Source organism: Acidimicrobiales bacterium (assembly GCA_033344915.1).
Classification (GTDB): domain Bacteria; phylum Actinomycetota; class Acidimicrobiia; order Acidimicrobiales; family Aldehydirespiratoraceae; genus JAJRXC01.
Genome location: JAWPML010000001.1, coordinates 2,885,882 through 2,908,320 on the forward strand (window position 1 = coordinate 2,885,882; position 22,439 = coordinate 2,908,320).

Consider the following 22,439-nt stretch of genomic DNA (forward strand, 5'->3'; position numbering starts at 1 on the left):
ACGAGGAACCTGCCCAACACGAGGAATCTATGGTCACGAAAGGGTCGCAAATCCCGGCGTTTTCGTGACCCTTTCATGACCAGAGATTCCTCCCTCGGAGGGGGGTCTCGGAGGGAGACGTGCGATGACGAAGCCACTCGAGGGGATTCGGGTCGTCGAACTGGCGAGCTGGATGTTCGTACCGTCGGCGGGGTCGGTCCTGGCGGACTGGGGTGCGGACGTGTTGAAGGTCGAGCCGCCGAACGGAGGTGACCCCCAGCGGGGGCTGATCACCAGCGGACTCGTTCCCGGTGGTCCCGGCGGGGTGAACTTCATGATCGAGCAGCCGAACCGCTCGAAGCGGAGCCTCGCCATCAACCTGACGAACGACGACGGGCGCGAGGTCTTCCTGAAGCTGATCGAGACCGCCGACGTGTTCCTGACGAACTATCTGCCCGACGTCCGCGAGAAGCTCGGCGTCGACACCGACGACATCCGGGCACGGAACGCGAACATCATCATCGCCCGGGGTTCGGGGCAGGGTCCCCTGGGGCCGGACGCGCCGAAGGGCGGCTACGACGGCGCCTCGTTCTGGGCCCGCGGTGGCATGGGGGCCGTCTTCCCGCCCGGCGAGGACGGCTGGCCGGCCAACCAGTCGTCGCCCGCGTTCGGCGACGTGATCGGCGGCCTGTCGGTGGCCGGCGCGATCGCGGCGGCACTCGTGAAGCGCGAACGCACCGGCGAGGGAAGCGTCGTCGACGTCTCCCTGCTCGCCACGGCGATGTGGCAGATCTCGCCACTCGTCGTCGCGTCGAAGCTGTTCGGCATGAGTTCGCTGCCCCGGGGCGACCGCCGCATGTCGCCCAACCCGGGCGTCGGTGTGTACCGCACCAAGGACGACCGCTTCATCAGCCTCATCCTGTTGCAGAGCGACAAGCACTGGGACGATTTCGCGGCCCGGCTCGAGCGTCCTGTCCTCGTGGACGACGAGCGGTTCAACCACTCCTCGGCGCGAGCCCAGAACGGCCCCGAGTGCATCGACATCCTCGACGAGGCCTTCGCCGAGCGGACGCTGGACGAGTGGAAGGAACGGCTCGAGACCTTCGACGGTGTCTGGACTCCGTTCCAGACGCTCGACGAGCTGTACTCCGACCCCCAGGTGATCGCCAACGGATACCTCCCGTCGATGACCCACGGCTCGGGCGACGAGGTCCAGCTCGTCGCGAGCCCGGCCCAGTTCGACGAGCAACCGATCGAGGTGGAGCGGGCGCCGGAACTCGGCGAACACACCGAGTTGGTACTCAACGAACTGGGCATCGATTGGGACGAGATCGGCGCGCTGAAGGAGTCAGGGGCCATCCTGTAACGGATGGAGGAGATCAACTCGTCGCGACGGGCGCCCTTCGGCGCCAATCCTGTGGTCGGCGACGCGGGCCGGGCGACGCAGCAGCGCATCCTGACCGCAGCCGCCGAGGTGTTCGCGTCCGAGGGCTACGCCCGCACGAGTGTCGAAGCGATCACCGACAAGGCCGGCTGTAGTCGGCCGACCTTCTACCAGTACTTCTCGGGCAAGGAGGACCTTCATCGCCGTCTCGCCGCCCGTCTGGGCACCGAACTCGCCGCCCTCGTCGACGACCTCGGGCCCGTCGATGCGGGGCGGGAGGGTCGCGACGCACTCGTCGTCTGGCTGACCGGCCTCGCGGCCACGTACGACCGCTATCGCGCGGTGACCGACAGCTTCTCGGCCTCCGTTCGCACCGACGACCGCATGGTCCGCGGGGCCGCGACCCTCAGCGATCGCTATCGCTCGACACTGGCCGACGCGATCGTGGGGACGCCCGCGGCGGGGGTCGACGTGCCCGCGGTCGCGGCCGTGGTGAACTCGGTCGCGTTCGGCGCGTGCACGTTCCGTCAGCGGATGGGCGGCGTCTCCCCCGAGCGGCTGACCGACGCCCTCGCCGACGCCGTGCACCGCTCGTTCTTCGGCCCGCTCGAGGGCATCAACGTGGGCGCACGGAAGCGATCCCGCATCCCGAAGCGACCGCCGCCGCTCACCACGCAGACCCCGGAACTCCCACCCCGCCGGGGCCTCCAGACGCGGGCCCGACTCCTGACGGCCGCCACCATCGCGTTCGCCACCCTCGGCTACGACGCCGTGCGCGTCGACGACATCGCCCGCGAAGCCGGCGTGTCGCACGGGAGCTTCTACCGCTACTTCGCGGACAAGGAGGCGATCTACGCGGAGCACCTCCTTGCGGCCATCGCCGAGGTCGTCGACCTCGTGGACGAACTCCCGACCGCGCATCCCCACCAGTGGATGGACCGCTACTTCGAGATGTACAGCCGAGCCGGCGGGATCCTCTCCAATCTCCCGGAGGCCTACGCCGCCGGGGTACGCGGCGCGATCGAGGCCCGGGGCGCCGGTGCTGCGGCCCTGGCCCGGGCTCTCGGACGACGCTCCTTCGGCGACACGGACGCGGACATCTACATCGCGTTCGCGCTCCTCGATGTCGTTCCGGCGACCGCGTTTCGTCGCGGCGCGGCCGCATCGGAGAGCACGCTCCACGCCGCCGCCCGCGTCCTCGATCGTGGCCTGTTCGGCCGGACCGGTTGATCCGCCGAGGCGGCGATCAGGCGACCGAGGCGGCAACCGACACGGCGAGCGACTGCAGGCGCTTGCGGAATCGGGTGGTCGTCGGATCGTCGTACTTGAAGCCGATCGGCGCGAGCAGCAACAGGTCGACGGCGGCGCCGGGGTCGTCGGCGCCGGCGGACGACAGATGCTTGTGGAGCGCCTTGCGGATGCGTCCGTTGACCGCGTCCGACACCGGTTTCGCGTACCCGGCCTTGGCCTCCACCAGGTCGCCGCCGTGTTCGGTGGCTCGCAACTGCTCGGTCAGGTCACCGGTCCAGCGCTGGAGGAACCCGTCCAACTGCGCCTCCAAGTCGCTCTCCGACTGCAGTGCGGCGATCGCTTTGTCCGCCGCGGACTCGAGGATCCGGCCGAGCATCGCCCGGAAGATGTCCTCCTTGTTGGCGAAGTGCTGATACAGCGCCGGCCGGGACATCTCGGCCGCTTCGGCGATGTCCGCCATGGACGTGCGAGCGAACCCGTAGGCGGCGAACTTCCCGAGCGCAGCGTCGAGGATCAGGTTGCGCTTCTCGTCGTCCTGTGGCCCGGCCATGACACCGAGTGTACCGATGTCGCCACGGTAGACAAGCTGACACTTTCTGCTTAGAGTGTCACAACGTCAGCGAACGGAGCACCATGACCCGCCTCGGCTACCAGATTCCGAACTTCGACTACCCGGGCGTCGCGCCGTCGGGCATCTTCGACACCGTCGTCGCCCAGGCGAAGGCCGCGGAGGCCTCCGGCTTCGACCGCGTCTTCGTGATGGATCACTTTTACCAATTGCCCGGGATCGGCAATCCGGACGACACCATGTTCGAGTGCTACACGCTGCTCGCGGCGCTGGCCCAGCACACCGAACGGGTGCGGCTCTCGGCCCTCGTCACCGGCAACACCTACCGCAACCCGGCGGTGCTCGCGAAGACGATCACCGCGCTCGACCACGTCTCGCACGGCAGAGCCACGCTCGGGATCGGCTCGGGCTGGTTCGAGCTCGAACACGACTCGTTCGGCATCCCGTTCAACACCTTCTCCGAACGCTTCGAGAAGCTCGAGGAGGCGTTGAACATCATCCTTCCCATGCTGCGGGGCGAGCGGCCGTCACTCGACGGGAAGCACTACACGGTGAGCGACGCGATCAACGAGCCCCAGCCGCTGTCGAAGATTCCGGTCATGATCGGTGGCAGTGGTGAGAAGAAGACGCTGCGGATGGTCGCCCAGTACGCCGACGAGTCGAACCTCACGTGCTCGACCGAGGAGATCCCCCGCAAGCTCGAGGCGCTCGACGCCCATTGCGAACGTCTCGGGCGCGACCGGTCCGAGATCAAGGTCACCAAGCTCGTGATGATGGCGATCGGCGAGACGCACGACCAGTGCGTGGCCGACCTCAAGGCCTTCGCCGAGTTCAAGGGCTGGCCGGAGAGCGTCGTGGACATGATGCTCGGCATGCTCACCTACGGCGGCCCCGACGAGGTCGCCGAGCAGGTCCGCGAGATGATCGACGCGGGCATCGACGGCGTCACGGTGAACCTCGTGAGCAACGGCCACAACCCGGAGATGGTCGAGCTCGCGGGCCGCACGCTCGACGCGGCGATCGGCTGATCAGCCGGCGGCGAACCGCTCGATGGCGTCGACCGTGTCGAGGTCGTCCACCGCCTGCTCCGCCCGATCGACGAACGCCGCCGAGAACGCACGCCGGCCCGGGCTGTCGGTCGGCCTCGCGACGATCGACTGACACGAGGCGACCACCGTGTAGGCGGCCTGGAGCCGGTGCCAGAACCACGCGTCGTCCGGATCGATCGGCGCGGCACCGAGCGCAGTCCGCGCGTCCAGGTACTCGTCGATGAGCGCCCGCTCCGTCGACCGTCGATCCGCCGGCGACAGCGTCATGGCGATCAGGTAGGACACGTCCCGCATCGGGGAGCCGATCGTCATCAACCCGAAGTCGTAGAACCCGAGCCGCGCCGGGTCGACCCGCTCGTCCACGAAGACGTTGCCGATGTGGGCGTCACCGTGCAGGACGGTCGCGGGCCCGAGCTCCCACGCGTCCTGGAGCAGGTCCCGGTCGGCGATGTAGCGCTCGGCCACGGCGACGAACGCCGCACCGAGCCGAGCGCCACTGTCGATGCCCTCGCGCAGGAGGCGCGCCCCGTAGTCGCTCGTCCGGCCGGACGGGGCCAGCCAGGCCGCGGATCGAGCCCGTGCGGACGGGTCCTCGAACCGCGCGTGGAGCTCGGCGAGGTCTCGCACCGCGTCGGCGAGCAGCGCCGGGTCGAGTCCACCGACGAGATCCGGAAGGCGGGTGCCGGCCTCGCCGAGGTGTTCGAGGACGAGCACGAACTCGCCCGACGCGTCGTCGACCTCGGCCACGAACGCGGCCGGCGCCTGCAGGCCGATGTCCGTCGCCATCTCGCGATAGAAGCGCACCTCGCGGGCGCCCATCGACGCCCAGTCCAGTCGCTGCCGTCGCTGCGGATCGAGCGGTGGCAGCTTGACGAACAGGCGGTTCGGGAGTCGGTCCGGGGCGTCGTGGCGGACGGCGATCGTGGCGTTGACGTTCGTTGCGTCCACGACCCGCTCGACCGCCACGTCGTCGACCGCGACGCCGGGGGCCGCCGCCTGGAGTGCCTCGGTCAGCCACGATGCCGAGATGTCGTCGGGGTGACGGGGAATCACACCTTGGGCTCCCGGGGCAAACCGAGCACCCGCTCCCCCACGATGTTCTTGTTCACCTCGGTGGTGCCCCCGGCGATCGTCAACGACCGACTGCCCGCGAGGCGCTCTCCCCACGCACCGGACAAGGCGTCGAGCCCGAGCACGTCCATGGCGCTCTCCGCGACCCGCTGTTCCATCTGCGACCACGCCAGCTTCACCACGCTCGCCTCGGCGCCCGGCGTGCGGCCGTTCATGACGGCCGAGATCGTGCGCTGGGACAGGAGCCGGAGCAGCACCGCATCGGTGTGGCGGGCGGCGAGGAGTTGGCGCACGATCGGGTCCTCGCGCCGGTCGGCACCGGCGTCGGCCAGGAGTCGGTCCACGTTCTCCTGGAGCATCAGCGCGAGCTTCGCGACACCTGCCCGTTCGAAGCCGAGCGTGCGCGTGGCGACATGCCAGCCCGAGCCGACCTCGCCGAGCACGGCCTCCACCGGCACCTCGACATCGGTGAAGAACACGTCCGCGAAGTCGAGTGACCCGCCCATGGTTCGGATCGGCCGCGCGTCCACACCGGCCGAGCGCATGTCGACGAGCAGGCACGTCATCCCCTCGTGCTTCGGCGCGGCCGGGTCGGTGCGCACGTAGAGCTGGCACCAGTCGGCGCGATGACCGAGCGAGTTCCACGTCTTCTGCCCGTTGACGATGAAGCGGTCACCGTCGCGCACGGCACGACACGACAGGGCGGCGAGGTCCGAGCCGGCGTCGGGCTCCGACATGCCCTGGCTCCAGATCTCCTCGCCCCGCAGCATCGGCTTGAGGAAGCGCTCCTTCTGCTCCTGCGTGCCGATGGTCATGATCGCCGGTGCGATGTTGGCAACGCCGATCGCGTTCACCGGACCCGGGGCGCCGGCGCGGGCCATCTCTTCGATGTAGATGAGCTGCTCGAGCACCGAGGCACCGCGACCGCCGTATTCCGTGGGCCAGTCGATCGCGGCCCAGCCGGACTCGAACAGGGTCGCGTTCCAGTCCCGGCGCCGCTCGAACAGGGCGTCGGCGTCGCCGTCGTCCTCGTTCAGGTCGGCCGGGAGGTTGTCCGCGAGCCAGCCGCGGATGACGGATCGAAACGCATCACCCTCCGGTCCGATGGACAGATCCACACAACCTCCGTTCGGCGTCTGGAGCAGTCTCGCGCCCCGCGCTAACGTCGCTTTCTAACACCGGCGTCAGGTGTGCCACCGCATCCGACGCCAACGTCATCCTTGGGGGAACGATGCACCGACGTACGCAGGGCTTCATGGCCGTCCTACTCGCTTTCGGCCTGCTCGCCGCAGCCTGTGGCAACAGCGGTGATTCCGAAACGAGCGACACGACCACGACCACCACGACCGCGGCCCCCGATGACGGCGGCGACGACGGCGACGACCCCGGCACCGACGACGGCGGCGATGACGGAACCGACGACGGCACCGACGGCTCGAGCGATGCCGACGGCACGGACGACACCCCGTCGGAGCCCGACCGCGACACGTTCGTCCCCCTCGACGGCGTGCCCGGCGTGAGCGACGAGGAGATCGCGGTGGCGATCCTCAGTCTCAAGGAGGGCAACATCCTGGGCACCTGCATCCTCGACTGCTACCAGACCGGCATCCAGGCGTACTTCGACTACCAGAACTCGCTGGGAGGCGTGTTCGGTCGCCAGCTGGTGATCGGCGACGTCTTCGACGACGAACTCGTGCAGAACCAGGCGAAGGCGCTCGAGATCATCGCCGACGAGGACACCTTCGTGACGTTCGCCGCGACGCTCAACCCGACGGGGTTCGGCGATCTCGACGACGCCGGCGTGCCGACGTTCAACTGGGGGATCCAGGCACCGAAGAACAACGAGCGCTTCAATCTCTTCCCCCACCTCGGGGTGCTGTGCGGCGACTGCACGGGGCGGGCCGTGCCGTACCAGATGAGCTTGAAGGGAGCGACGACCGCCGTCGCGCTGGGCTACAAGATCTCGCCGGAGTCCCAGACGTGCTCGCGCACCGTCGGTGCCGCGATCGACTTCTACGGTGACGACCTCGGGATCGGTACCGCCCGGGTCTACGACGACCTCGACTTCGGCCTGCCGAACGGCATCGCGCCACAGGTCACGGAGTGGATCGAGCTCGGCGTCGACTTCGTGGCCTCGTGCCTCGACCTCAACGCGATGAAGAAGATCGCGGAGGAGTTGGTGCGCCAAGGGGCGCGGGACCAGATCACCCTGCAGCACCCGAACACCTACGACGCGGCGTTCGTCGCCGAAGCAGGCGACCTGTTCGACGGCGACTTCGTCTCCGCCCAGTTCACGCCCTTCGAGTTCACCGACCACCCGCAGATCCAGCTCTACAACGAGTGGGTCGATGCCCACGGCGGCCAGACCGCGGAGCAGACGATGATCGGCTGGATGAACGCCATGCTCTTCGTCGACGGCCTCATCGCGACCGGCCCGGAGTTCGACCGGGCCTCGCTGGTCGACACCATCAACACCGAGTTCACGGCGCACACCTACGGCGGACTCACGCTGCCGCTCGACTGGAGCCGGCAGCACGTCGCACCGACGAACGACGACCGCCTCACGAACGGTGCCGTGCAGGAGTGCACGACGCTCGTCCAGATGCAGGACGGAGCGTTCGTCACCGTGTCCGACCAACCGTGGTTGTGCTGGCCCCAGGACGACCTCAGCTGGCAGGAGCCGGTCGAGACGACGTTCGACTGACTGACCGACCGGAGCCGCAGGGACATCTGACGTGACGTTCGCGTTCATCGGCGAAGACTTCATCCGCGCCCTGTTGCAGGGAACGCCACCCGGCACGGTCTACGCGTTGATCGGGTTGGGCTTCGTCCTGACGTACAAGACATCGGGCGTCTTCAACCTCGCATTCGGTGCGCAGGCCTACATCTCGGCCGCGATGTTCTTCAAGGCTCGCCAGGACTGGAACTGGAGCATCGTCCCCGCGCTCATCCTGTCGGTGTTCGTGCTGGCACCGGCGATCGGGCTCGTGCTGGAGCGGCTGATCTTCCGCAACCTGCGGACGGCGTCCGCCGTGTCGAAGCTCGTTATCGCGATCGGGCTGAGCGTCGCGCTGCCGGCACTCTTCGAGCTGCTGGCGAGCTACAAGCCGGTGGCCGGACGGTCCCCGACCGGCATCGTGCCGGACGGATCGTCGGTGTTCTACGACCCGATCGGTGTTTACCCCTTCAGCCGCGACGAGCTCGCCCAGATGGCGGTCGCGCTCGTCGGCATGCTGGCGTTGGGTGCGCTCTTCCGGTTCACCGCGATCGGTCTCGCGATGCGAGGCGTCGTGGAGAGTCCCCGCCTCACCGAGCTCGCCGGCATCCCGGCGGACCGCGTCTCGGCGTTCGCCTGGGCCGTCTCCAGCACGTTCGCCGGGATGGCCGGTGTCCTGATCGCTCCTCGACTCCCGACTCTCGTCAACACGGACTTCCTGACCCTGGTCATCGTCGCGATGGCCGCCGCGGCCATCGGGCGCCTCGTGAGTCTCCCCCGCGCGCTCGCCGGCGGTCTCGGACTCGGATGGCTCATCGCCGTCAGCAACACGTACCTCCCTCGGTGGGCCGACGACTACACGTGGCTCGAGCCGTTCAAGGACAACCTGACGCCGGCTCTCCCGTTCCTGGTCCTGTTCGGAATCCTCGTCTTCTGGCCGGCGATCCGGCGATCGATCGATGCCACCGACCCGCTCTCCGGGGTCGATCCGCCGCCGCCGGCGCTCGCCTCCAGCACTCGACATCCGCTCCTGACGCTGCAGACCCGCCTCTTCGGCGTGTTCTTCTTCGCGCTCGTCGGCTTCCTCGCGTTCACGCAAGCCGACATCCGCTGGCTGTTCCTGATCACCCAGGCGGTGATCCTCGCGACGATCTACCTCTCCATCACCGTGATCACCGGTCTCGCCGGCCAGATCTCGCTGTGTCAGGGCGCCTTCGCGGCGATCGGCGGCTTCACCGTCTTCCAGATGGCCGACCGCTACGAGATGTCGGTGCTGCTCGCCGCGGTCATCGGCGCCTTCGTCGCCGCCCTCGTCGGGGCGCTGCTCTCCCTCCCCGTTCTGCGCCTCGGTGGCGTCTGGCTCGCGATCGCGACGTTGGCGTTCGCCTTCTTCTTCGACGCGGTGATGGTGCAGTTCTCCTGGGTCGGCGGTGGCGGCACGGCACTGCTCAGCGGCACGGAGGTGCCCCGACCGGTGCTGGGCCCCTTGGACTTCGGGGCGTCCGAGCGATCGTTCCTCGCGCTCGCGCTGGTCGTCTTCGCCATCGTCTCGGTCGCCGTGATCCAGCTTCGCGAAGGCACCATCGGTCGCTCGCTCCGGGCGCTCCGGGGAAGCGAGGTGGCGGCGGAATCGATCGGCATCTCGCCGGCCCGGGCGCGGATCATCGCCTTTGCCGTGTCCGCCTTCATCGCCGGCCTCGGCGGCGCGATGCTGTCGATTCACCAGGAGAACGTCAACTACGCAACGAACTTCACCCCGTTCGCGGCGATGTTCTGGCTGGTGCTCGTCGTGTCGCTCAGCGCTCGCACGGTCGAGGGTGCGGGCCAAGCCGGCGCGGCGTTCGCCCTGTTCGGACCACTGGTCCTGGAGGGTTCGTTCCTCGCATGGATCCTGCGGTCCGAGGAACGGGTTCCCGGCATCTTCCCCATCTCGGCGAAGTGGCGGTTCGTCCTCTTCGGACTCACCGCCATCCAGTTCGCCCGCCACCCCGAGGGCATGGTCGAGTTCGGCAAGCGACGGGCGACCCGCAAACGCAACGAGCGCTACTTCGCCCGCGACGCGCTCGACGCGGCGTCACCGGACGCGGAGGCGACGACATGAGCACCGTCTTGGAGGCCAGGAACATCACCAAGTCCTTCTCCGGCATCCAGGCACTCAGCGGCGTGAACCTCGATGTCCACGAGGGCGAGCGCGTGGGGCTCATCGGGCCGAACGGCGCGGGCAAGACGACCTTCTTCAACTGCCTGCTCGGCATCCTCACCCCGGATGACGGGGACGTGCGGTTCCTCGGTCGGGACATCTCCACCTTCCCGGTGCACAAGCGGGCACGAGCCGGCATCGGCCGGACATTCCAACGAATCGAGCTCTTCACGGACACGACCGTTCGCGAACACCTGCTCATCGCCGAACGAATCCACAACGGGACCGGTTCGTTCTGGAAGGACCTGATCGGTCGCGGTCGGCCCACCGCAATCGAGATCGACCGCTGCGACAGCGTGCTCGACATGCTCGGACTGCTCGATCTCGCCACCGAACCGATCGAAGCCCTCAGCCTCGGGCAGGGACGCCTCGTCGAGGTCGGACGGGCGTTGATGACCGAGCCGAGCCTCCTGCTGCTCGACGAGCCGTCGTCGGGACTCGATCCCGACGAGACGGAAACCCTCGCGGCGACTCTGCGCAGCATCCAGGCGGAGAAGGAGTTCGCCATCCTCCTCGTCGAGCACGACGTCGAGCTGGTGTCGACGTTCACCGAGCGGTTGTACGTCCTCGACTTCGGTTCCCTGATCGCGCAGGGAGAGACACGCGAGACGCTCGCGCATCCGGCCGTTCGCCACGCCTATCTCGGCACCATGGAGGTGTCCGATGGCTGACACTCCGCTCCTCGAGCTGCGCGACGTGAGTGCCGAGTACGGACCGTTCCGGGCCCTCTTCGGGGTCTCGCTCACGATCATGCCCGGCGGCGCGGTCGCACTGCTCGGCGCGAACGGTGCGGGGAAAACGACGGTTGCCCGTGTCGCGAGCGGGCTCGTCCCGGCGGCGAGCGGCGCCGTCCTCGTCGACGGCGAGGACATGACCTCACGCCGCACGTACGAGTTCGCACGCACCGGCATCGCCCACGCACCGGAGGGCCGCTCCGTGTTCGCGACGTTCACCGTCGAGGAGAACCTCGTCCTCTCGTTTCGCCAGGCCCTCGGCAAGTCACGGGTGTCCGACGCGTTGACGGAGGCGTACGGCCTGTTCCCGCGGTTGGGTGAGCGACGCCGCCAGATCGCCGGCACCCTCTCCGGCGGCGAGCAGCGGATGCTGTCACTCGCTCGGGTTCTCGTCGAGAAGCCACGTCTCCTGATCGCCGATGAGCTCTCACTCGGCCTCGCGCCGATCGTCGTCGACGAGGTGTACGAGACCCTTGCGTCCATCCGCTCCAGCGGCACGGCGCTGCTGATCGTCGAGCAGCATGTGCAGCACGCGCTCGCGCTGTGTGATCGCGTCGCGATCCTCGATCATGGCCGGGTTGCGTGGGAGGGCGACGCCGCCGACGCCGCCGACGTGGTCGTCAACCATCTCTTCGAGACAGGATCGTCGTCGTGAACGAGCCGATCGAGCGTCAGGCGATCATCAGCGGCGCCGCGCAGTCGCAGATCGGACGGCGCCTGTACCGCTCCGGCCTCGATCTCACCATCGAGGCGTCACTGCGGGCGATCGAGGACGCCGGGCTCACCGTCGACGACATCGACGGGATCTCGACCTACCCGGGCTCGGGCGGCCCGTTCGGCGGCATCTCCGGTGCCGAGCTGCACGACGCGCTGCGCTTCTCGCTCAACTGGCGCGACGGCGCGCTCGAGACCAGCGGTCAGCTCGGCGCCGTCCACAAGGCGGTGCTCGCGGTAGCCGCGGGCCTGGCCCGTCATGTGCTCGTCTTCCGCACCGTCGTCGAGGGCAGCGGCGGGCCGGTGCGAGCCGGCGGCGGCGGGGGCATGGGTGGCGGCATGCCGCCGACGTTCCAGTACCTCATCCCCTACGGCGTCACCTCGGCCGCGAACTGGATCGCCTGCTACGCCCAACGCCACATGCACGAGTACGGCACGACCCGCGAGCAGCTCGGGGCGATCGCGATCAACGCCCGCACCAACGCGGCGAGCAACCCCCAGGCGATCTACACCGACCCGATGACGATGGACGACTATCTCGGCATCCGCATGATCAGCGAGCCGTTCGGGCTCTACGACTGCGACGTGCCGTGCGACGGTTCCACGGTCGTCATCGTCTCGCACCGCGACTACGCGCCGGACGCGCCCAACGGCGCCGTGCACGTCAACGCGATGGGCACCGCATTGCGGGGCCGCCCGTCCTGGGACCAGTTCGACGATCTGACGACGATGGCGATGCGCGACTCCGCCGCGTCCATGTGGGAACGCACGGAGCTCAAAGCGGCGGACGTCGACACGGCGCAGCTCTACGACGGGTTCTCGTGGCTCGCGATGGCATGGATCGAAGCGCTCGGGTTCTGCGGCAAGGGCGAAGGCGGCCCGTTCGTCGAGGGCGGCGCCCGCATCGCGCCCGACGGCGAGCTGCCGCTCAACACCTGGGGCGGCCAGCTCTCCGGGGGCAGGCTCCACGGCTTCGGGTTCCTCCACGAAGGCGTGATGCAGCTGCGGGGCACGGCGAACGTCCAGATCGCCGACTGCGAGGTCGCCGCGGTCGGAGCCGGCGGCGGCCCCGAATCGGGATGCCTGCTGCTGACGAAGGAGATCCGATGAGCGACGGCCCACCGCCCCGCTTCATCAGCTCCCACGCCGAGGGGGAGTTCTACTGGACGGCCGGCGCCGACGGCCGGCTCCGGATCCAGCGCTGCGGTGATTGTCGCCGCTGGATCCACCCACCGGGGCCCGTGTGCCCCTACTGCCACTCGCGCGAGCTCGCACCGGAGGCGGTCGCCGGGACCGGCACGATCGCGACCTTCACGATCAACCACAAGGAATGGATCCCCGGGTTCGAGCCGCCCTACGCGTTCGCCCTCGTCGAGCTGGACGAGGATCCGACGATCCGGATCGGCACGAACATCGTCGGCTGCGCGGTGGACGCGGTGCGGATCGGCATGCGGGTCGAGGTCGAGTTCGAGGAGAACGGCGAGTTCTTCGTGCCCCTGTTCCACCCGATCGAGAGCGGCTGACCGTGGCGAAGCGCGGACTCGCCGAGTTCATCCCCCAACGCCCCGAGCACCTCACGAACGAGTGGCTCACCGACACCCTCGGCGACGGGGAGGCTCGCGTCACCGGCTTCACGACCGGCGCGCCGGGCTCGGGCGTCGGCTTCTCCGGCATCACCACCAAGGTGACGCTCGAGTGGGACCGCGACGACCCGGCGCTGCCCCGCCAGATCGTCGCCAAGTTCCCCACCGACTCGGTCCACCGGGGGGTCACCGAGGGGGAAGGCGCCTACGAACGGGAGATCTGGTTCTACCAGGGGCTCGGGACGGACATGCCGCTGCGCATTCCCCGCTGCCACTACGCCGAGATGGACCCGGGGCCGGCTCTGGCGAAGCGCCGCAAGTCGGCCCAGCGGGTCAATCGCACGCCGGCCCCGATCGCCCGGTTCATCGCGAAACGGGCCAACAAGCTCATCCGGCCGACGAAGCGGCGCTACGTCGTGCTGATGGAATACATCCCCGACGCTCGGGTCACCCCGCTCGATCAGGAAGTCCCCCGCGACGACATCGAGGCGATCCTGCGGGCGCTGGCCCGCATGCACGCCAGGTTCTGGCGTGACCCGCGCCTCGCGACCGATCCCGCCACGAGCTACGACACGGCGTCGCAGAACTTCACCTTCCTGCGCGCCGGCTACGACCTGTGGGTCGACGAGACCTTCGCCCGCACACCGGCGTTGCAGGACTCGCATCGCCGGATCATGGACTGGACCCAGGAGCACCTCCCCGCCGTGCTCGACCGCCTCAACGAGCCGTACACACTGCTCCACGGCGACGCCCGCACGGACAACATGCTGTTTCTCGAGGACGGCGAACTCGTCGTGATCGACTTCGGCACGACGAGCAGCGGGCCGCCGGCGTGGGACGTGGGCTACGCGCTGTCCGCTGCGCTCGAACCCGGCCCCGATGCCCGCTCGGTTCTCGCGGACCTCGCCGACGTGTACCACGCCGCGCTCGTCGCCGAGGGGGTCACCGAGTACTCCCGGGAGACGCTCGGCAACGACATCGACGTCGTCCTCGGCTTCCTCGGCCACCGCCAGGTCCTGACCGCGATGGTGATGGAGGGTGGCTACGACACTGAGGGAGCCGGCGCGGAAACGAACATCGGTGACGTGTGGATGCGCAAGATCATCGACCTCCTCCCGCCCGACCCGCCGACCCTGGAGGCCACCGATGGCGCTCGTTGAACTCGACGCCGTCCTCGGCTGCCTCGCCGTCGAACAGACCGGCCCCGCCACCTGGACCGCGCCCAACATCGAGATGGACTATCGCCGCATCTTCGGCGGCCAGCTCCTCGCCCAGGCGATCGCGCTCGGCGCGGCGACAAGCGACGGGAAGACGGTGCGCTCGGTCACCTGCCTGTTCCCCCGCGAGGGTTCGCTCGACGAGGCGCTCGAGTTCGAGGTCGAGGAGACGCAGACCGGCCGGGCGTTCGCGACCCGTCGGATCAGCGCCGCGCAGAACGGCAAGACGTTCTTCGTCGCCCAGCTGTCGATGCACGACAGCTCCGAGGCGAGTCCGCACGACCATCACGACGCGATGCCCGACGTCGGCTCGCCCGACGACGCCGCCCCGGACGAGTCGACGATGATCCCCTGGGACAACCGGGTGGTCGGCGGCGTCGACCTCGCCGACCGGGGCACAGCTGACGCGGACTTCGCCTTCTGGTCACGCATCTCGGACCGCGACCTGCCCGACGACCTCACGACCCATCAGGCGCTCGCCGCCTACGCCACGGACCTCAACGTGATCGCCACGTTGCTCCGACCGATCGACGGGGTGAGCGTCGCCGATGCCCACGTGACGCTGCACACCGCAGTCACGAGCCACTCGCTGTCGTTTCACCGTCCGTTCCGCATGGACGATTGGTGCCTGATCGGTCAGCACGGCGTCAGCCTCTCCGGCGCCCGCGGCTACGGCACCGGCACCGTCCACACGATCGACGGCACCCTCGCCGCCAGCTTCACCCAGGAATCCATGATCCGCCCCCTCCCCCCCGCTCCACCCAACGCTTCTTAACCAAGTTGTGGTCGTCAGACGACCACAACCCAACGCAGATCCGAGGAGGGCATCACGATGACCGTCGAGTTCGATCCGTTCAGCCGTGAGTATTTCGACGACCCGACGGAGATGTACGCCGGGCTCCGGGAGCACGCGCCGTGCTTTCACAGCGAGACTTACGACTTCTACGCGTTCAGCCGGTTCGACGACTGCGTCGCCGTGCACCGCGACACGGAGAACTTCACGTCGACGCACGGGCTGACGTACGAGCAGCTCAGCGACCCGGATTTCGACATGAGCATGGCCAACTCCATGATCATGATGGATCCGCCCGAGCACACGCGGTACCGCAAGCTCGTCTCCCGTTCGTTCACCCCGCGGGCCATGGCTCGCTACGGCGATCTCATCCGCGCCGGCATCACCAAGTATCTGGACCCACTGATGGATCGCCGGGAATTCGACCTCGTCGGCGACTTCTCCGGTCCGTTCCCGGTGGAGATCATCTGCGCGATCCTCGGCGTTCCCGAGGCCGACTGGCAGATGATCCGCCATCAGACCGACGCGATGTTGCACCGCGAGGAAGGGCAGGCGCTCGGCAGCCCCGCGCAGGCCGAGGCGGCGATCAACCAGGCCGTCTACTTCATCGAGTTCGTCCAGGACAAGCGACGCCATCCCGGCGACGACCTGACGTCGACCCTCGTCGAGGCGCAGGTCGAGACCGACGACGGCGAGCTGGCGAACCTCACCGACAACGACATCGCCGGGTTCGCCTCGTTGCTCGCCGCGGCCGGCAGCGAGACGGTGACCAAAGCCGTGGCCAATGGCGCGGTGCTGTTCCATCGCTGGCCTGACGAATGGGCGAAGCTCCAGGCAGATCCGACCAAAACGACGGCAGCCGTCGAGGAGGTGCTGCGTTACTGGGCGCCGTCGCAGTACCAGGGCCGGCTCTCGGTCAACGAGACCGAGTGGCACGGCGTGACCGTCGAGGCCGGCAAGCCCGTCTTCATCGTGACCGGAGCGGCGAATCACGACGAGCGCGAGTTCGGGCCGACCGCCACGAGGTTCGACATCGACCGTGAGCAACGCCTCGCCCTGTCGCTCGGCCATGGCATCCACACCTGCCTCGGCGCCGCCCTCGCCCGCATGGAGTGCGCCGTGGCGTTCGACGAGATCCGTCGCCGCTGGCCCTCCTACGAAATCGACGAATCCCGCTGCGAGCGCGTTCAGATGTCCAACGTCGCGGGCTACGCCAGCGTCCCCTTCTCGGCTTCTTAGTTGAGTTGTGGTCGTCTCACGACCACAACTCGGTTAAGAAGCCCGAAGTCGGGGTCAGCTGTTTTGTTCTTTCATCTGGGAGAGGTTCACGAGGACGGGGTAGCCGTTGATGGTCATGGCGTTGCCGTGGCCGACCGTGTGCATGTCGAAACCGGACTGGAGGGCGTTGTAGAAGCCCTGGATGTCCTGGGTCTGGTTGACGATGCGCTTCGCCTGGGTGAGGGCGAACGGATGCATCTCCGCGATCTCGCGGGCGAGGGTCATCGTCTCGTCGAGGAGGTCGTCGAGCGGGACGACCCGGTTGACCATGCCGAGCTTCTCCGCCTCCTCGGCGGGGAAGCGCCGCGCCGTGAACAGCATCTCCTTGGCCTTGCGCGGGCCGACCTCCCAGGTGTGACCGTGGTACTCGACCCCGCCGATCCCCATCCGCAGCACCGGGTCGGAGAAGTGGGCGTTGTCCGCCGCGATGATCAGGTCCATCGGCCAGCACAGCATCAGCCCACCGGCGATGCACGCGCCCTGAACGGCGGCGATGGTCGGCTTCGGGATGTCCCGCCAGCGGCGGCTGTAGCCGAGATAGTGGATGCGCTCCCACTCGAAGATCGCCTGGAGACCGCGCTCCTCCCAGTCGAGCTGTGACGACTGGCGAGCCTTCTCGGGGTCGGCGTTGTCGCCGATCGCGTCGTCCGAGCCGGACATGTCGTGGCCCGACGAGAAGTGCTTCCCCTCCGCCCGCAGGACGATGACCTTCACGTCAATGTCTTCCTCGGCGGCGCGGAAGCACGCGTCCATCTCGTCGAGGGTCTGCTGGTTGACGGCGTTCGCCTTGTCGGCGCGATCGATGGTGACGATCCCGATGGGACCGTCGACCTCGTAGGTCGTGTGGCCGAGGTCGTTCATGTCGACGGGGTTGGGCATGGTTCTCTCCGGTTTGCGGGGTCAGGACGCTGCGGCGAGATGCGGTGGCTGCCAGGCGCCACGGATCATGCCGTAGATGTTGGTGAAGTTCTCGATGATCTCGTCGGGCAACGGGACGACGCCGCCCAACGCCTCGGCGCCGGCGACGATCTTCGCCGTGTGTTCGACGACGGCCGCCGTGTGCAGGGCGTCCTCGGGGGACTTCCCGACGCAGAGCAGGCCGTGGTTCGCCATCAGCACCGCGCCCCGCGCGCCGAGATGACGCACGACCTCGTCGGCCAGTTCGTCACTGCCGGTCGTGCGGTACTCGGCAACCGGGATGTCGCCGCCGATGTAGACGATGACCTCCTCGATGCACGCCGGGATCGCCCGGCGGGCGATCGCGAACATCGACGCGTGGGCCGGATGGCAGTGCACGACCCCGCCCACCTCGGGGAAGGAGCGGTAGCAGTTCAGATGCATCGCCTTCTCGCTCGACGGCCGGGCGGATCCCTCGACGATCTCGCCGTCGAGGTCCACGATTGCGAGACCGGGCACGGTGATCTCCGGGTACGGCACAGACGACGGGGTCATGGCCACGGACCCGTCGGCGAGTCGGCCCGACACGTTGCCGGCCGTGCCGACGACGAGGCCGGTCGTGAACATCTCCAGGGCGGTGTCGACCACCGCCTGGCGGACGTCGGGGTTCGTGCTCACGCGAGGACCTCCGGGTTCTTGCAGTGGGTCGGCGTCTCGCCGTTCAGGATCGCCTTCACGTCCGCGACGATCATCTCGGTCTGGCGGATCTCGACGTCGTACGTCGCCCCGCCGATGTGGGGTGTGAGGACGACGTTCGGACGCCCGAGCAGCGGGTGCCCCTCGGGGAGCGTCTCGCCGTCCACATGGTCCAGCGCGGCGCCGGCGAGGCGGCCGGATTCGAGCGCGTCGACCAGCGCCTCCACGTCGTGGAGGCCGGCCCGGGCCGAGTTGACGTAGACCGCGCCGCGCTTCATGAGCGCGAACTTCGGCGCGTTCATCATGCCGAACGTGTCCGGCGTGACGGCCGCGTGCATGGACACGACATCCGCCTCGGCCAACAGGTCGTCCAGCTCGTGGGTCGCGTCATCGGCGAACGGATCGGCTGCGATCACCTGCATGCCGAGTCCTTCGAGACGCCACTTCGTGGCCCGGCCGACCGCTCCGAGCCCGACGAGGCCGGCCGTCTGCCCGGCCACCTGCCACGCCCGATAGCGCTGATACGGCAGCGACTCGCCGTGCACGGTGCCCTCGCTCATGTCGCGATGCCCCGCAATGATGTGGCGGGTCAGGGCCATCAGCAGCGCGACGGTCATCTCCGCGACGGCGTCGGCGTTGCGACCCGGCGTGTGGACGACGGGAATGCCGGCGGCCGTCGCTGCGTCGACGTCGACGTTCGTCGGATCGCCGCGGGTCGAGCCGATGACGGTCAGCGGCAGGTCGAGCACCGGCCCCATGCAGAAGTCCGCCTCGCAGATCACGATCGACGCGCCGAGCTCCTCGATCCGCGCCGCGAGGTCGTCCGGGCCGTGCAGCTTGATCGGCCGGTACTCGATCCACGGGTCGAACACGACGTCCGCGATCGTGCGCAGTTCCTCCAGCGCCGGCCCCCGAAGGGGAGCCGTCACGAGGGCTACCGGTCGCGCCATGACACAGACGTTAGTTTTGCGCCCGAGCAAGGGAGGAATCCGTGGGCCACGACGCCGACACCGCCATCTCCGTCGGCATCGACATCGGCACGACCTCGGTGAAGGCCGTGGCCGCCACGCCCGACGGGACGATCGTCGCCCGCACCCGGATCCCCCACGAACTGCGGGCGCCGGATGCCGACACGTTCGAACACGACGCCACGGCGGCATGGGTGGACGGCGTGCTCGCCGCGTGGGAGGCCGTCGCGGCCGACCGCCGCGTGGACGCCGCCATGGTGTCCGCCATGGTGCCGTCGCTGTGCGGGGTGGACGACCACGGCCGCCCGGTCACCCCCGGTCTGCTCTACGGCGATGCCCGGGGCCGAACCGACCACGCCGGCACGGCCGGCATGGGTGAGAGCGTCGGGTTCGCCGCCGCGCTCGCCGACCAGCCCGGGGTCGCTGCCCTCTGGCCCGCCCAGGCGGTGGCGAACCACGCCCTGTGCGGGGCCGGCACCATCGACACGTCCACCGCGATGACCATGACCCCGCTCTTCACAGGCACCGGATGGGACACCGATCACCTCGACCGGATCGGCCTGACCGACGACCAGCTCCCCGACTTCGTCGTCGGTGGCACCACGATCGGCACGAGAGACGGCGCCGCGATCGGCTGCGGCACGATCGACGCGCTCGCCGAGCAGGACGTCGGCGCGGCCACCGCACCCGGCGACGTGATGGTCATCTGTGGGACGACACTCATCCCCTGGGCGCTCACGACCGAGTGGATCGAGATCGACGGACTCTGGACGATCCCCTACTCGGTACCCGGCGTGATCGCGATCGGCGGGGCGAGCAATGCCGGCGGGTTGTTCATCGACAGCGTCCGCCGCCTCACCGGCGACCCCGACCCGAACACCGTGCTCGCCGTCGACCCCGAGAAGCGGCCGGTGTGGCTGCCCTACATCCGCGGCGAACGGACCCCGTTCCACGATCCGACCCGACGGGCCCACCTGCGCGACGTCGACAACAGCCACGGACCTGCCGCGGTCATGGCTGCGGCCTACGACGCGGCCGCGATGGTCGTGCGCCATCACCTCGATCTCGCCGGTGCCGAGTTGGCAGCGGCGGGCACGCCGCCGGCCCGGATCGTCGCTGCGGGCGGCGGCACCCGATCGGCCCCGTGGATGCAGTCGCTCGCCGATGTCATCGGTCTGCCCGTGGACGTCAGTGCCCAGCCCGAGGGCGCCGCCCTCGGCGCAGCCCGCGGCGCCCGCATCGCCGCCGGGCTCGACGTCGAGGGAGACTGGCGCGCGATCAGTCACCGGGTGGAGCCCCGTCCCGATCATGTCGCCGGTGCCGAACGCCGCTACGTCCGATTCCGCGAAGAGGTCGACCGATGAAGTTCAGCGTGACGTACCCACTCGTCACCCATCCGTACAACCCCGAGTTCCTCACGAAGGACGCGGTCGTCCGCTTCGCGCGGGCCGCGGAGGACGCCGGCTTCTCCGGCATCGGGTTCACCGACCACCCGGCCCCCACCCACCGCTGGCTGGAGGCCGGCGGTCACGACGCGCTCGACCCCTTCGCCGCGCTCGCCTTCGTGGCCGCGGTCACGGAGCGGATCCGGCTGATCCCGAACGTCGTCGTCCTCCCCTACCGGAACCCGTTCCTCGTCGCGAAGAGCGTCGCGACCATCGCCGCGCTCTCGGGCGACCGCTTCACGCTGGCCGTCGGCACCGGCTACCTCAAGGGCGAGTACAAGGCGTTGGGGGTGGACTTCGACGAGCGCAACGCGATCTTCGACGACGCGCTCGAGGTGCTGCGCGGCGTGTGGACGACCGACGACTTCGCCTACGAGGGCACCGGTTTCCTCGCCCACGGCCAGACCGCCAACCCGAAACCCGGCCATGTCCCGATCTGGATCGGCGGCAACAGCCGGCTCTCCCGGCGACGCGTCGCCCGGAAGGCGGACGGCTGGGTGCCGTTCCCCGCGCCCCGGAGCCTCGCCACGACTGCGAAGACGCCGCCGCTCGAGACAGTGGACGATCTCGCCGCGATGCTCGATGAACTCTGGCAACACGTCGACGAGGCCGGCCGTGACCGCTCCGACATCGATGTCAGCTTCGGCACACCGGCCGGCGGGTCGCCCGCCGACCACGACTTCGACGCCGTCGCCCATCTCGACGCGCTCGACGAACTCGCCCGCCTCGGCGTCACCTGGAGCGGCGTGAACGCGCCGGGGGACTCGCTCGACCACGCGATCGAAACGCTCGAGCGCTTTGGCGCGGACGTCATCGCCGCGCAGCCCTGAGCGAGCCGCTCAAACGATGCCGCAGACCGTCTCGTCGTAGTTCTCGAGCACCTCGGTCGCCGCGTTCATCGGCTCGTTGAACTCCGGATCCGAGGTGAGCTCGGCGAGATCTTCGTCCGCCGCGTCCAGGTCGAATCCGTACTGTTCGAGCAGCACGTAGATGGTCGAGATCCCTTCACCGATCGTGTCGATGTGCGCCTTGAGCTCGTCGGGCGCGAGCTCCCACAGGCCGACGAGCGCATCGAGCACATCGTCGTAGAAGGCCTGGATCGCGTCCGGACCTTCACCGATCGGGATGCTGCGCGAGTCCTCCGAGAACGCGAACGCGAGCTGGCAGTACGGCGAATCGCTGAACCCGGCCTGCTCGTCGTCGCCGTTCGGGGCACCGTCGTCGCCGCCATCGCCGCCATCGTCCGACTCGATTCCGCAGATGTCCGCATCGAAGGCATCGAGTCGTTCGATCGCCGCCGCGAGGCCCGCGGACTCGAAGAGCGCGTCCACCTCGTCGATGACCGCGAAGTAGTTCCAGCCGTTGGCCTCGAGCAGGTCGACGAGCTCGCCGATCGCGCGGCCGAGCAGCGCGAAGTCGTCGCGGATCTGCGCGGGAACCACGTCGCGGGCCTGCTCGATCAGTGCGAGCTGTGTGCGCCAGTGATCCTCGACCTCGGCGACCGACATGGTGGCCGGGTTGAACCCGTCGCCCGCCTCGTCGGCCTGGACCGCGAGCGCGCAGTACGCCTCCGCGTCCGCGGTGCCGTCACCCATGTCACCGTCGTCGCCGTCGCTGCCCATGTCGTCGTCATCGGCGCTGCCCATGTCGTCATCGGCGCTGCCGTCGACCACATCGCTGCCGTCGGTCTCGCGGCCCCCGTCGCCACCACCGTCATCGGCGCTGCCGTCGTCATCGTTCCCGTCGTCACCGCTGTCGTCGCTGACCGCGTCGTCGCCGGTGGCGGTGGAAGCGGGCGAGGCGTCATCGCCGCAGCCGGACGCGACGAGGGCGAACACGGCGAGGATCGCGAGGAGCACACGGGACAAGGGGGAGCGCATGCGGCGAGAGTAGCGG

Annotated in this window: 21 protein-coding genes; 14 read left to right on the plus strand and 7 right to left on the minus strand. The window is 68.9% G+C overall.

What is annotated here, in order from left to right; genetic code table 11:
* Positions 1–124: 124 nt before the first annotated feature.
* Positions 125–1,345, plus strand: coding sequence for a CoA transferase (locus R8F63_13835; protein ID MDW3219689.1), 1,221 nt, complete (start codon positions 125–127; stop codon positions 1,343–1,345).
* A 3-nt stretch (positions 1,346–1,348) separates the two neighbouring features.
* Entirely contained in the window at positions 1,349–2,593 is a 1,245-nt protein-coding gene (locus tag R8F63_13840; protein ID MDW3219690.1) for a TetR/AcrR family transcriptional regulator, read from the plus strand.
* A gap of 16 nt (positions 2,594–2,609) precedes the next feature.
* Here the strand turns inward: R8F63_13840 and R8F63_13845 are convergent, their stop codons facing one another.
* Complete coding sequence (locus tag R8F63_13845) at positions 2,610–3,164, minus strand: TetR family transcriptional regulator (protein MDW3219691.1); 555 nt, start codon at positions 3,162–3,164, stop codon at positions 2,610–2,612.
* Positions 3,165–3,247: 83 nt separating this feature from the next.
* Between R8F63_13845 and R8F63_13850 the strand changes: the two genes are divergently transcribed.
* Positions 3,248–4,210, plus strand: a complete 963-nt coding sequence (locus tag R8F63_13850; GenBank protein MDW3219692.1) for an LLM class F420-dependent oxidoreductase — start codon at positions 3,248–3,250, stop codon at positions 4,208–4,210.
* Here R8F63_13850 and R8F63_13855 read toward each other — a convergent pair whose 3' ends face one another.
* Both R8F63_13855 and R8F63_13860 read right to left on the minus strand, forming a co-directional pair.
* Complete coding sequence (locus R8F63_13855; protein ID MDW3219693.1) at positions 4,211–5,284, minus strand: phosphotransferase; 1,074 nt, start codon at positions 5,282–5,284, stop codon at positions 4,211–4,213.
* Complete coding sequence (locus tag R8F63_13860) at positions 5,281–6,420, minus strand: acyl-CoA dehydrogenase family protein (GenBank protein ID MDW3219694.1); 1,140 nt, start codon at positions 6,418–6,420, stop codon at positions 5,281–5,283. The genes R8F63_13855 and R8F63_13860 overlap by 4 nt, the downstream gene beginning before the upstream one ends.
* 137 nt (positions 6,421–6,557) lie before the next feature.
* On the opposite strand from R8F63_13860, the gene R8F63_13865 reads away from it, so the two are divergent.
* Genes R8F63_13865 through R8F63_13905 form a run of 9 tightly spaced genes read left to right on the plus strand, consistent with a single transcriptional unit; the run spans position 6,558 to position 16,498 of the window.
* A complete protein-coding gene (locus R8F63_13865; GenBank protein MDW3219695.1) occupies positions 6,558–8,006 on the plus strand; it encodes an ABC transporter substrate-binding protein in 1,449 nt (482 codons plus the stop codon).
* 31 nt (positions 8,007–8,037) lie between these two features.
* Positions 8,038–10,119 carry an ABC transporter permease gene (locus tag R8F63_13870; GenBank protein MDW3219696.1) on the plus strand — a complete coding sequence of 694 codons (2,082 nt, stop codon included), beginning with the start codon at positions 8,038–8,040 and terminating at the stop codon, positions 10,117–10,119.
* Complete coding sequence (locus R8F63_13875) at positions 10,116–10,889, plus strand: ABC transporter ATP-binding protein (protein MDW3219697.1); 774 nt, start codon at positions 10,116–10,118, stop codon at positions 10,887–10,889. The genes R8F63_13870 and R8F63_13875 overlap by 4 nt, the downstream gene beginning before the upstream one ends.
* On the plus strand, positions 10,882–11,607 hold the full coding sequence (locus R8F63_13880) for an ABC transporter ATP-binding protein (GenBank protein ID MDW3219698.1): 726 nt from the start codon (positions 10,882–10,884) through the stop codon (positions 11,605–11,607). Before R8F63_13875 ends, R8F63_13880 begins: the two co-directional genes overlap by 8 nt.
* Positions 11,604–12,776, plus strand: coding sequence for a thiolase family protein (locus R8F63_13885; protein ID MDW3219699.1), 1,173 nt, complete (start codon positions 11,604–11,606; stop codon positions 12,774–12,776). Before R8F63_13880 ends, R8F63_13885 begins: the two co-directional genes overlap by 4 nt.
* Complete coding sequence (locus R8F63_13890) at positions 12,773–13,189, plus strand: OB-fold domain-containing protein (GenBank protein MDW3219700.1); 417 nt, start codon at positions 12,773–12,775, stop codon at positions 13,187–13,189. Before R8F63_13885 ends, R8F63_13890 begins: the two co-directional genes overlap by 4 nt.
* Positions 13,190–13,191: 2 nt before the next feature.
* Complete coding sequence (locus tag R8F63_13895; protein MDW3219701.1) at positions 13,192–14,409, plus strand: aminoglycoside phosphotransferase family protein; 1,218 nt, start codon at positions 13,192–13,194, stop codon at positions 14,407–14,409.
* Entirely contained in the window at positions 14,396–15,241 is an 846-nt protein-coding gene (locus tag R8F63_13900; protein ID MDW3219702.1) for a thioesterase family protein, read from the plus strand. Before R8F63_13895 ends, R8F63_13900 begins: the two co-directional genes overlap by 14 nt.
* 57 nt (positions 15,242–15,298) lie before the next feature.
* Entirely contained in the window at positions 15,299–16,498 is a 1,200-nt protein-coding gene (locus R8F63_13905) for a cytochrome P450 (GenBank protein ID MDW3219703.1), read from the plus strand.
* 54 nt (positions 16,499–16,552) lie between these two features.
* Here the strand turns inward: R8F63_13905 and R8F63_13910 are convergent, their stop codons facing one another.
* The 3 genes from R8F63_13910 to R8F63_13920 are packed head-to-tail and all read right to left on the minus strand — an operon-like array spanning position 16,553 to position 19,080.
* A complete protein-coding gene (locus tag R8F63_13910) occupies positions 16,553–17,416 on the minus strand; it encodes an enoyl-CoA hydratase (GenBank protein MDW3219704.1) in 864 nt (287 codons plus the stop codon).
* Between the two features lie 21 nt (positions 17,417–17,437).
* Positions 17,438–18,112, minus strand: a complete 675-nt coding sequence (locus R8F63_13915) for a class II aldolase/adducin family protein (GenBank protein ID MDW3219705.1) — start codon at positions 18,110–18,112, stop codon at positions 17,438–17,440.
* Entirely contained in the window at positions 18,109–19,080 is a 972-nt protein-coding gene (locus R8F63_13920; GenBank protein MDW3219706.1) for an NAD(P)-dependent oxidoreductase, read from the minus strand. Before R8F63_13920 ends, R8F63_13915 begins: the two co-directional genes overlap by 4 nt.
* A gap of 41 nt (positions 19,081–19,121) precedes the next feature.
* On the opposite strand from R8F63_13920, the gene R8F63_13925 reads away from it, so the two are divergent.
* Both R8F63_13925 and R8F63_13930 read left to right on the plus strand, forming a co-directional pair.
* Positions 19,122–20,462 carry an FGGY-family carbohydrate kinase gene (locus tag R8F63_13925; GenBank protein ID MDW3219707.1) on the plus strand — a complete coding sequence of 447 codons (1,341 nt, stop codon included), beginning with the start codon at positions 19,122–19,124 and terminating at the stop codon, positions 20,460–20,462.
* 8 nt (positions 20,463–20,470) lie between these two features.
* Entirely contained in the window at positions 20,471–21,373 is a 903-nt protein-coding gene (locus R8F63_13930; protein ID MDW3219708.1) for an LLM class F420-dependent oxidoreductase, read from the plus strand.
* 9 nt (positions 21,374–21,382) lie between these two features.
* Here the strand turns inward: R8F63_13930 and R8F63_13935 are convergent, their stop codons facing one another.
* Entirely contained in the window at positions 21,383–22,423 is a 1,041-nt protein-coding gene (locus tag R8F63_13935) for a hypothetical protein (GenBank protein MDW3219709.1), read from the minus strand.
* Between the last annotated feature and the right edge of the window lie 16 nt (positions 22,424–22,439).

Bases quoted from the DNA above. Each gene is read 5' to 3' on its own strand.
- R8F63_13835 (MDW3219689.1), top strand. From the start codon at position 125: ATGACGAAGCCACTCGAGGGGATTCGGGTCGTCGAACTGGCGAGCTGG.
- R8F63_13840 (MDW3219690.1), top strand. From the start codon at position 1,349: ATGGAGGAGATCAACTCGTCGCGACGGGCGCCCTTCGGCGCCAATCCT.
- R8F63_13845 (MDW3219691.1), bottom strand. From the start codon at position 3,164: ATGGCCGGGCCACAGGACGACGAGAAGCGCAACCTGATCCTCGACGCT.
- R8F63_13850 (MDW3219692.1), top strand. From the start codon at position 3,248: ATGACCCGCCTCGGCTACCAGATTCCGAACTTCGACTACCCGGGCGTC.
- R8F63_13865 (MDW3219695.1), top strand. From the start codon at position 6,558: ATGGCCGTCCTACTCGCTTTCGGCCTGCTCGCCGCAGCCTGTGGCAAC.
- R8F63_13875 (MDW3219697.1), top strand. From the start codon at position 10,116: ATGAGCACCGTCTTGGAGGCCAGGAACATCACCAAGTCCTTCTCCGGC.
- R8F63_13880 (MDW3219698.1), top strand. From the start codon at position 10,882: ATGGCTGACACTCCGCTCCTCGAGCTGCGCGACGTGAGTGCCGAGTAC.
- R8F63_13890 (MDW3219700.1), top strand. From the start codon at position 12,773: ATGAGCGACGGCCCACCGCCCCGCTTCATCAGCTCCCACGCCGAGGGG.
- R8F63_13900 (MDW3219702.1), top strand. From the start codon at position 14,396: ATGGCGCTCGTTGAACTCGACGCCGTCCTCGGCTGCCTCGCCGTCGAA.
- R8F63_13905 (MDW3219703.1), top strand. From the start codon at position 15,299: ATGACCGTCGAGTTCGATCCGTTCAGCCGTGAGTATTTCGACGACCCG.
- R8F63_13910 (MDW3219704.1), bottom strand. From the start codon at position 17,416: ATGCCCAACCCCGTCGACATGAACGACCTCGGCCACACGACCTACGAG.
- R8F63_13920 (MDW3219706.1), bottom strand. From the start codon at position 19,080: ATGGCGCGACCGGTAGCCCTCGTGACGGCTCCCCTTCGGGGGCCGGCG.
- R8F63_13935 (MDW3219709.1), bottom strand. From the start codon at position 22,423: ATGCGCTCCCCCTTGTCCCGTGTGCTCCTCGCGATCCTCGCCGTGTTC.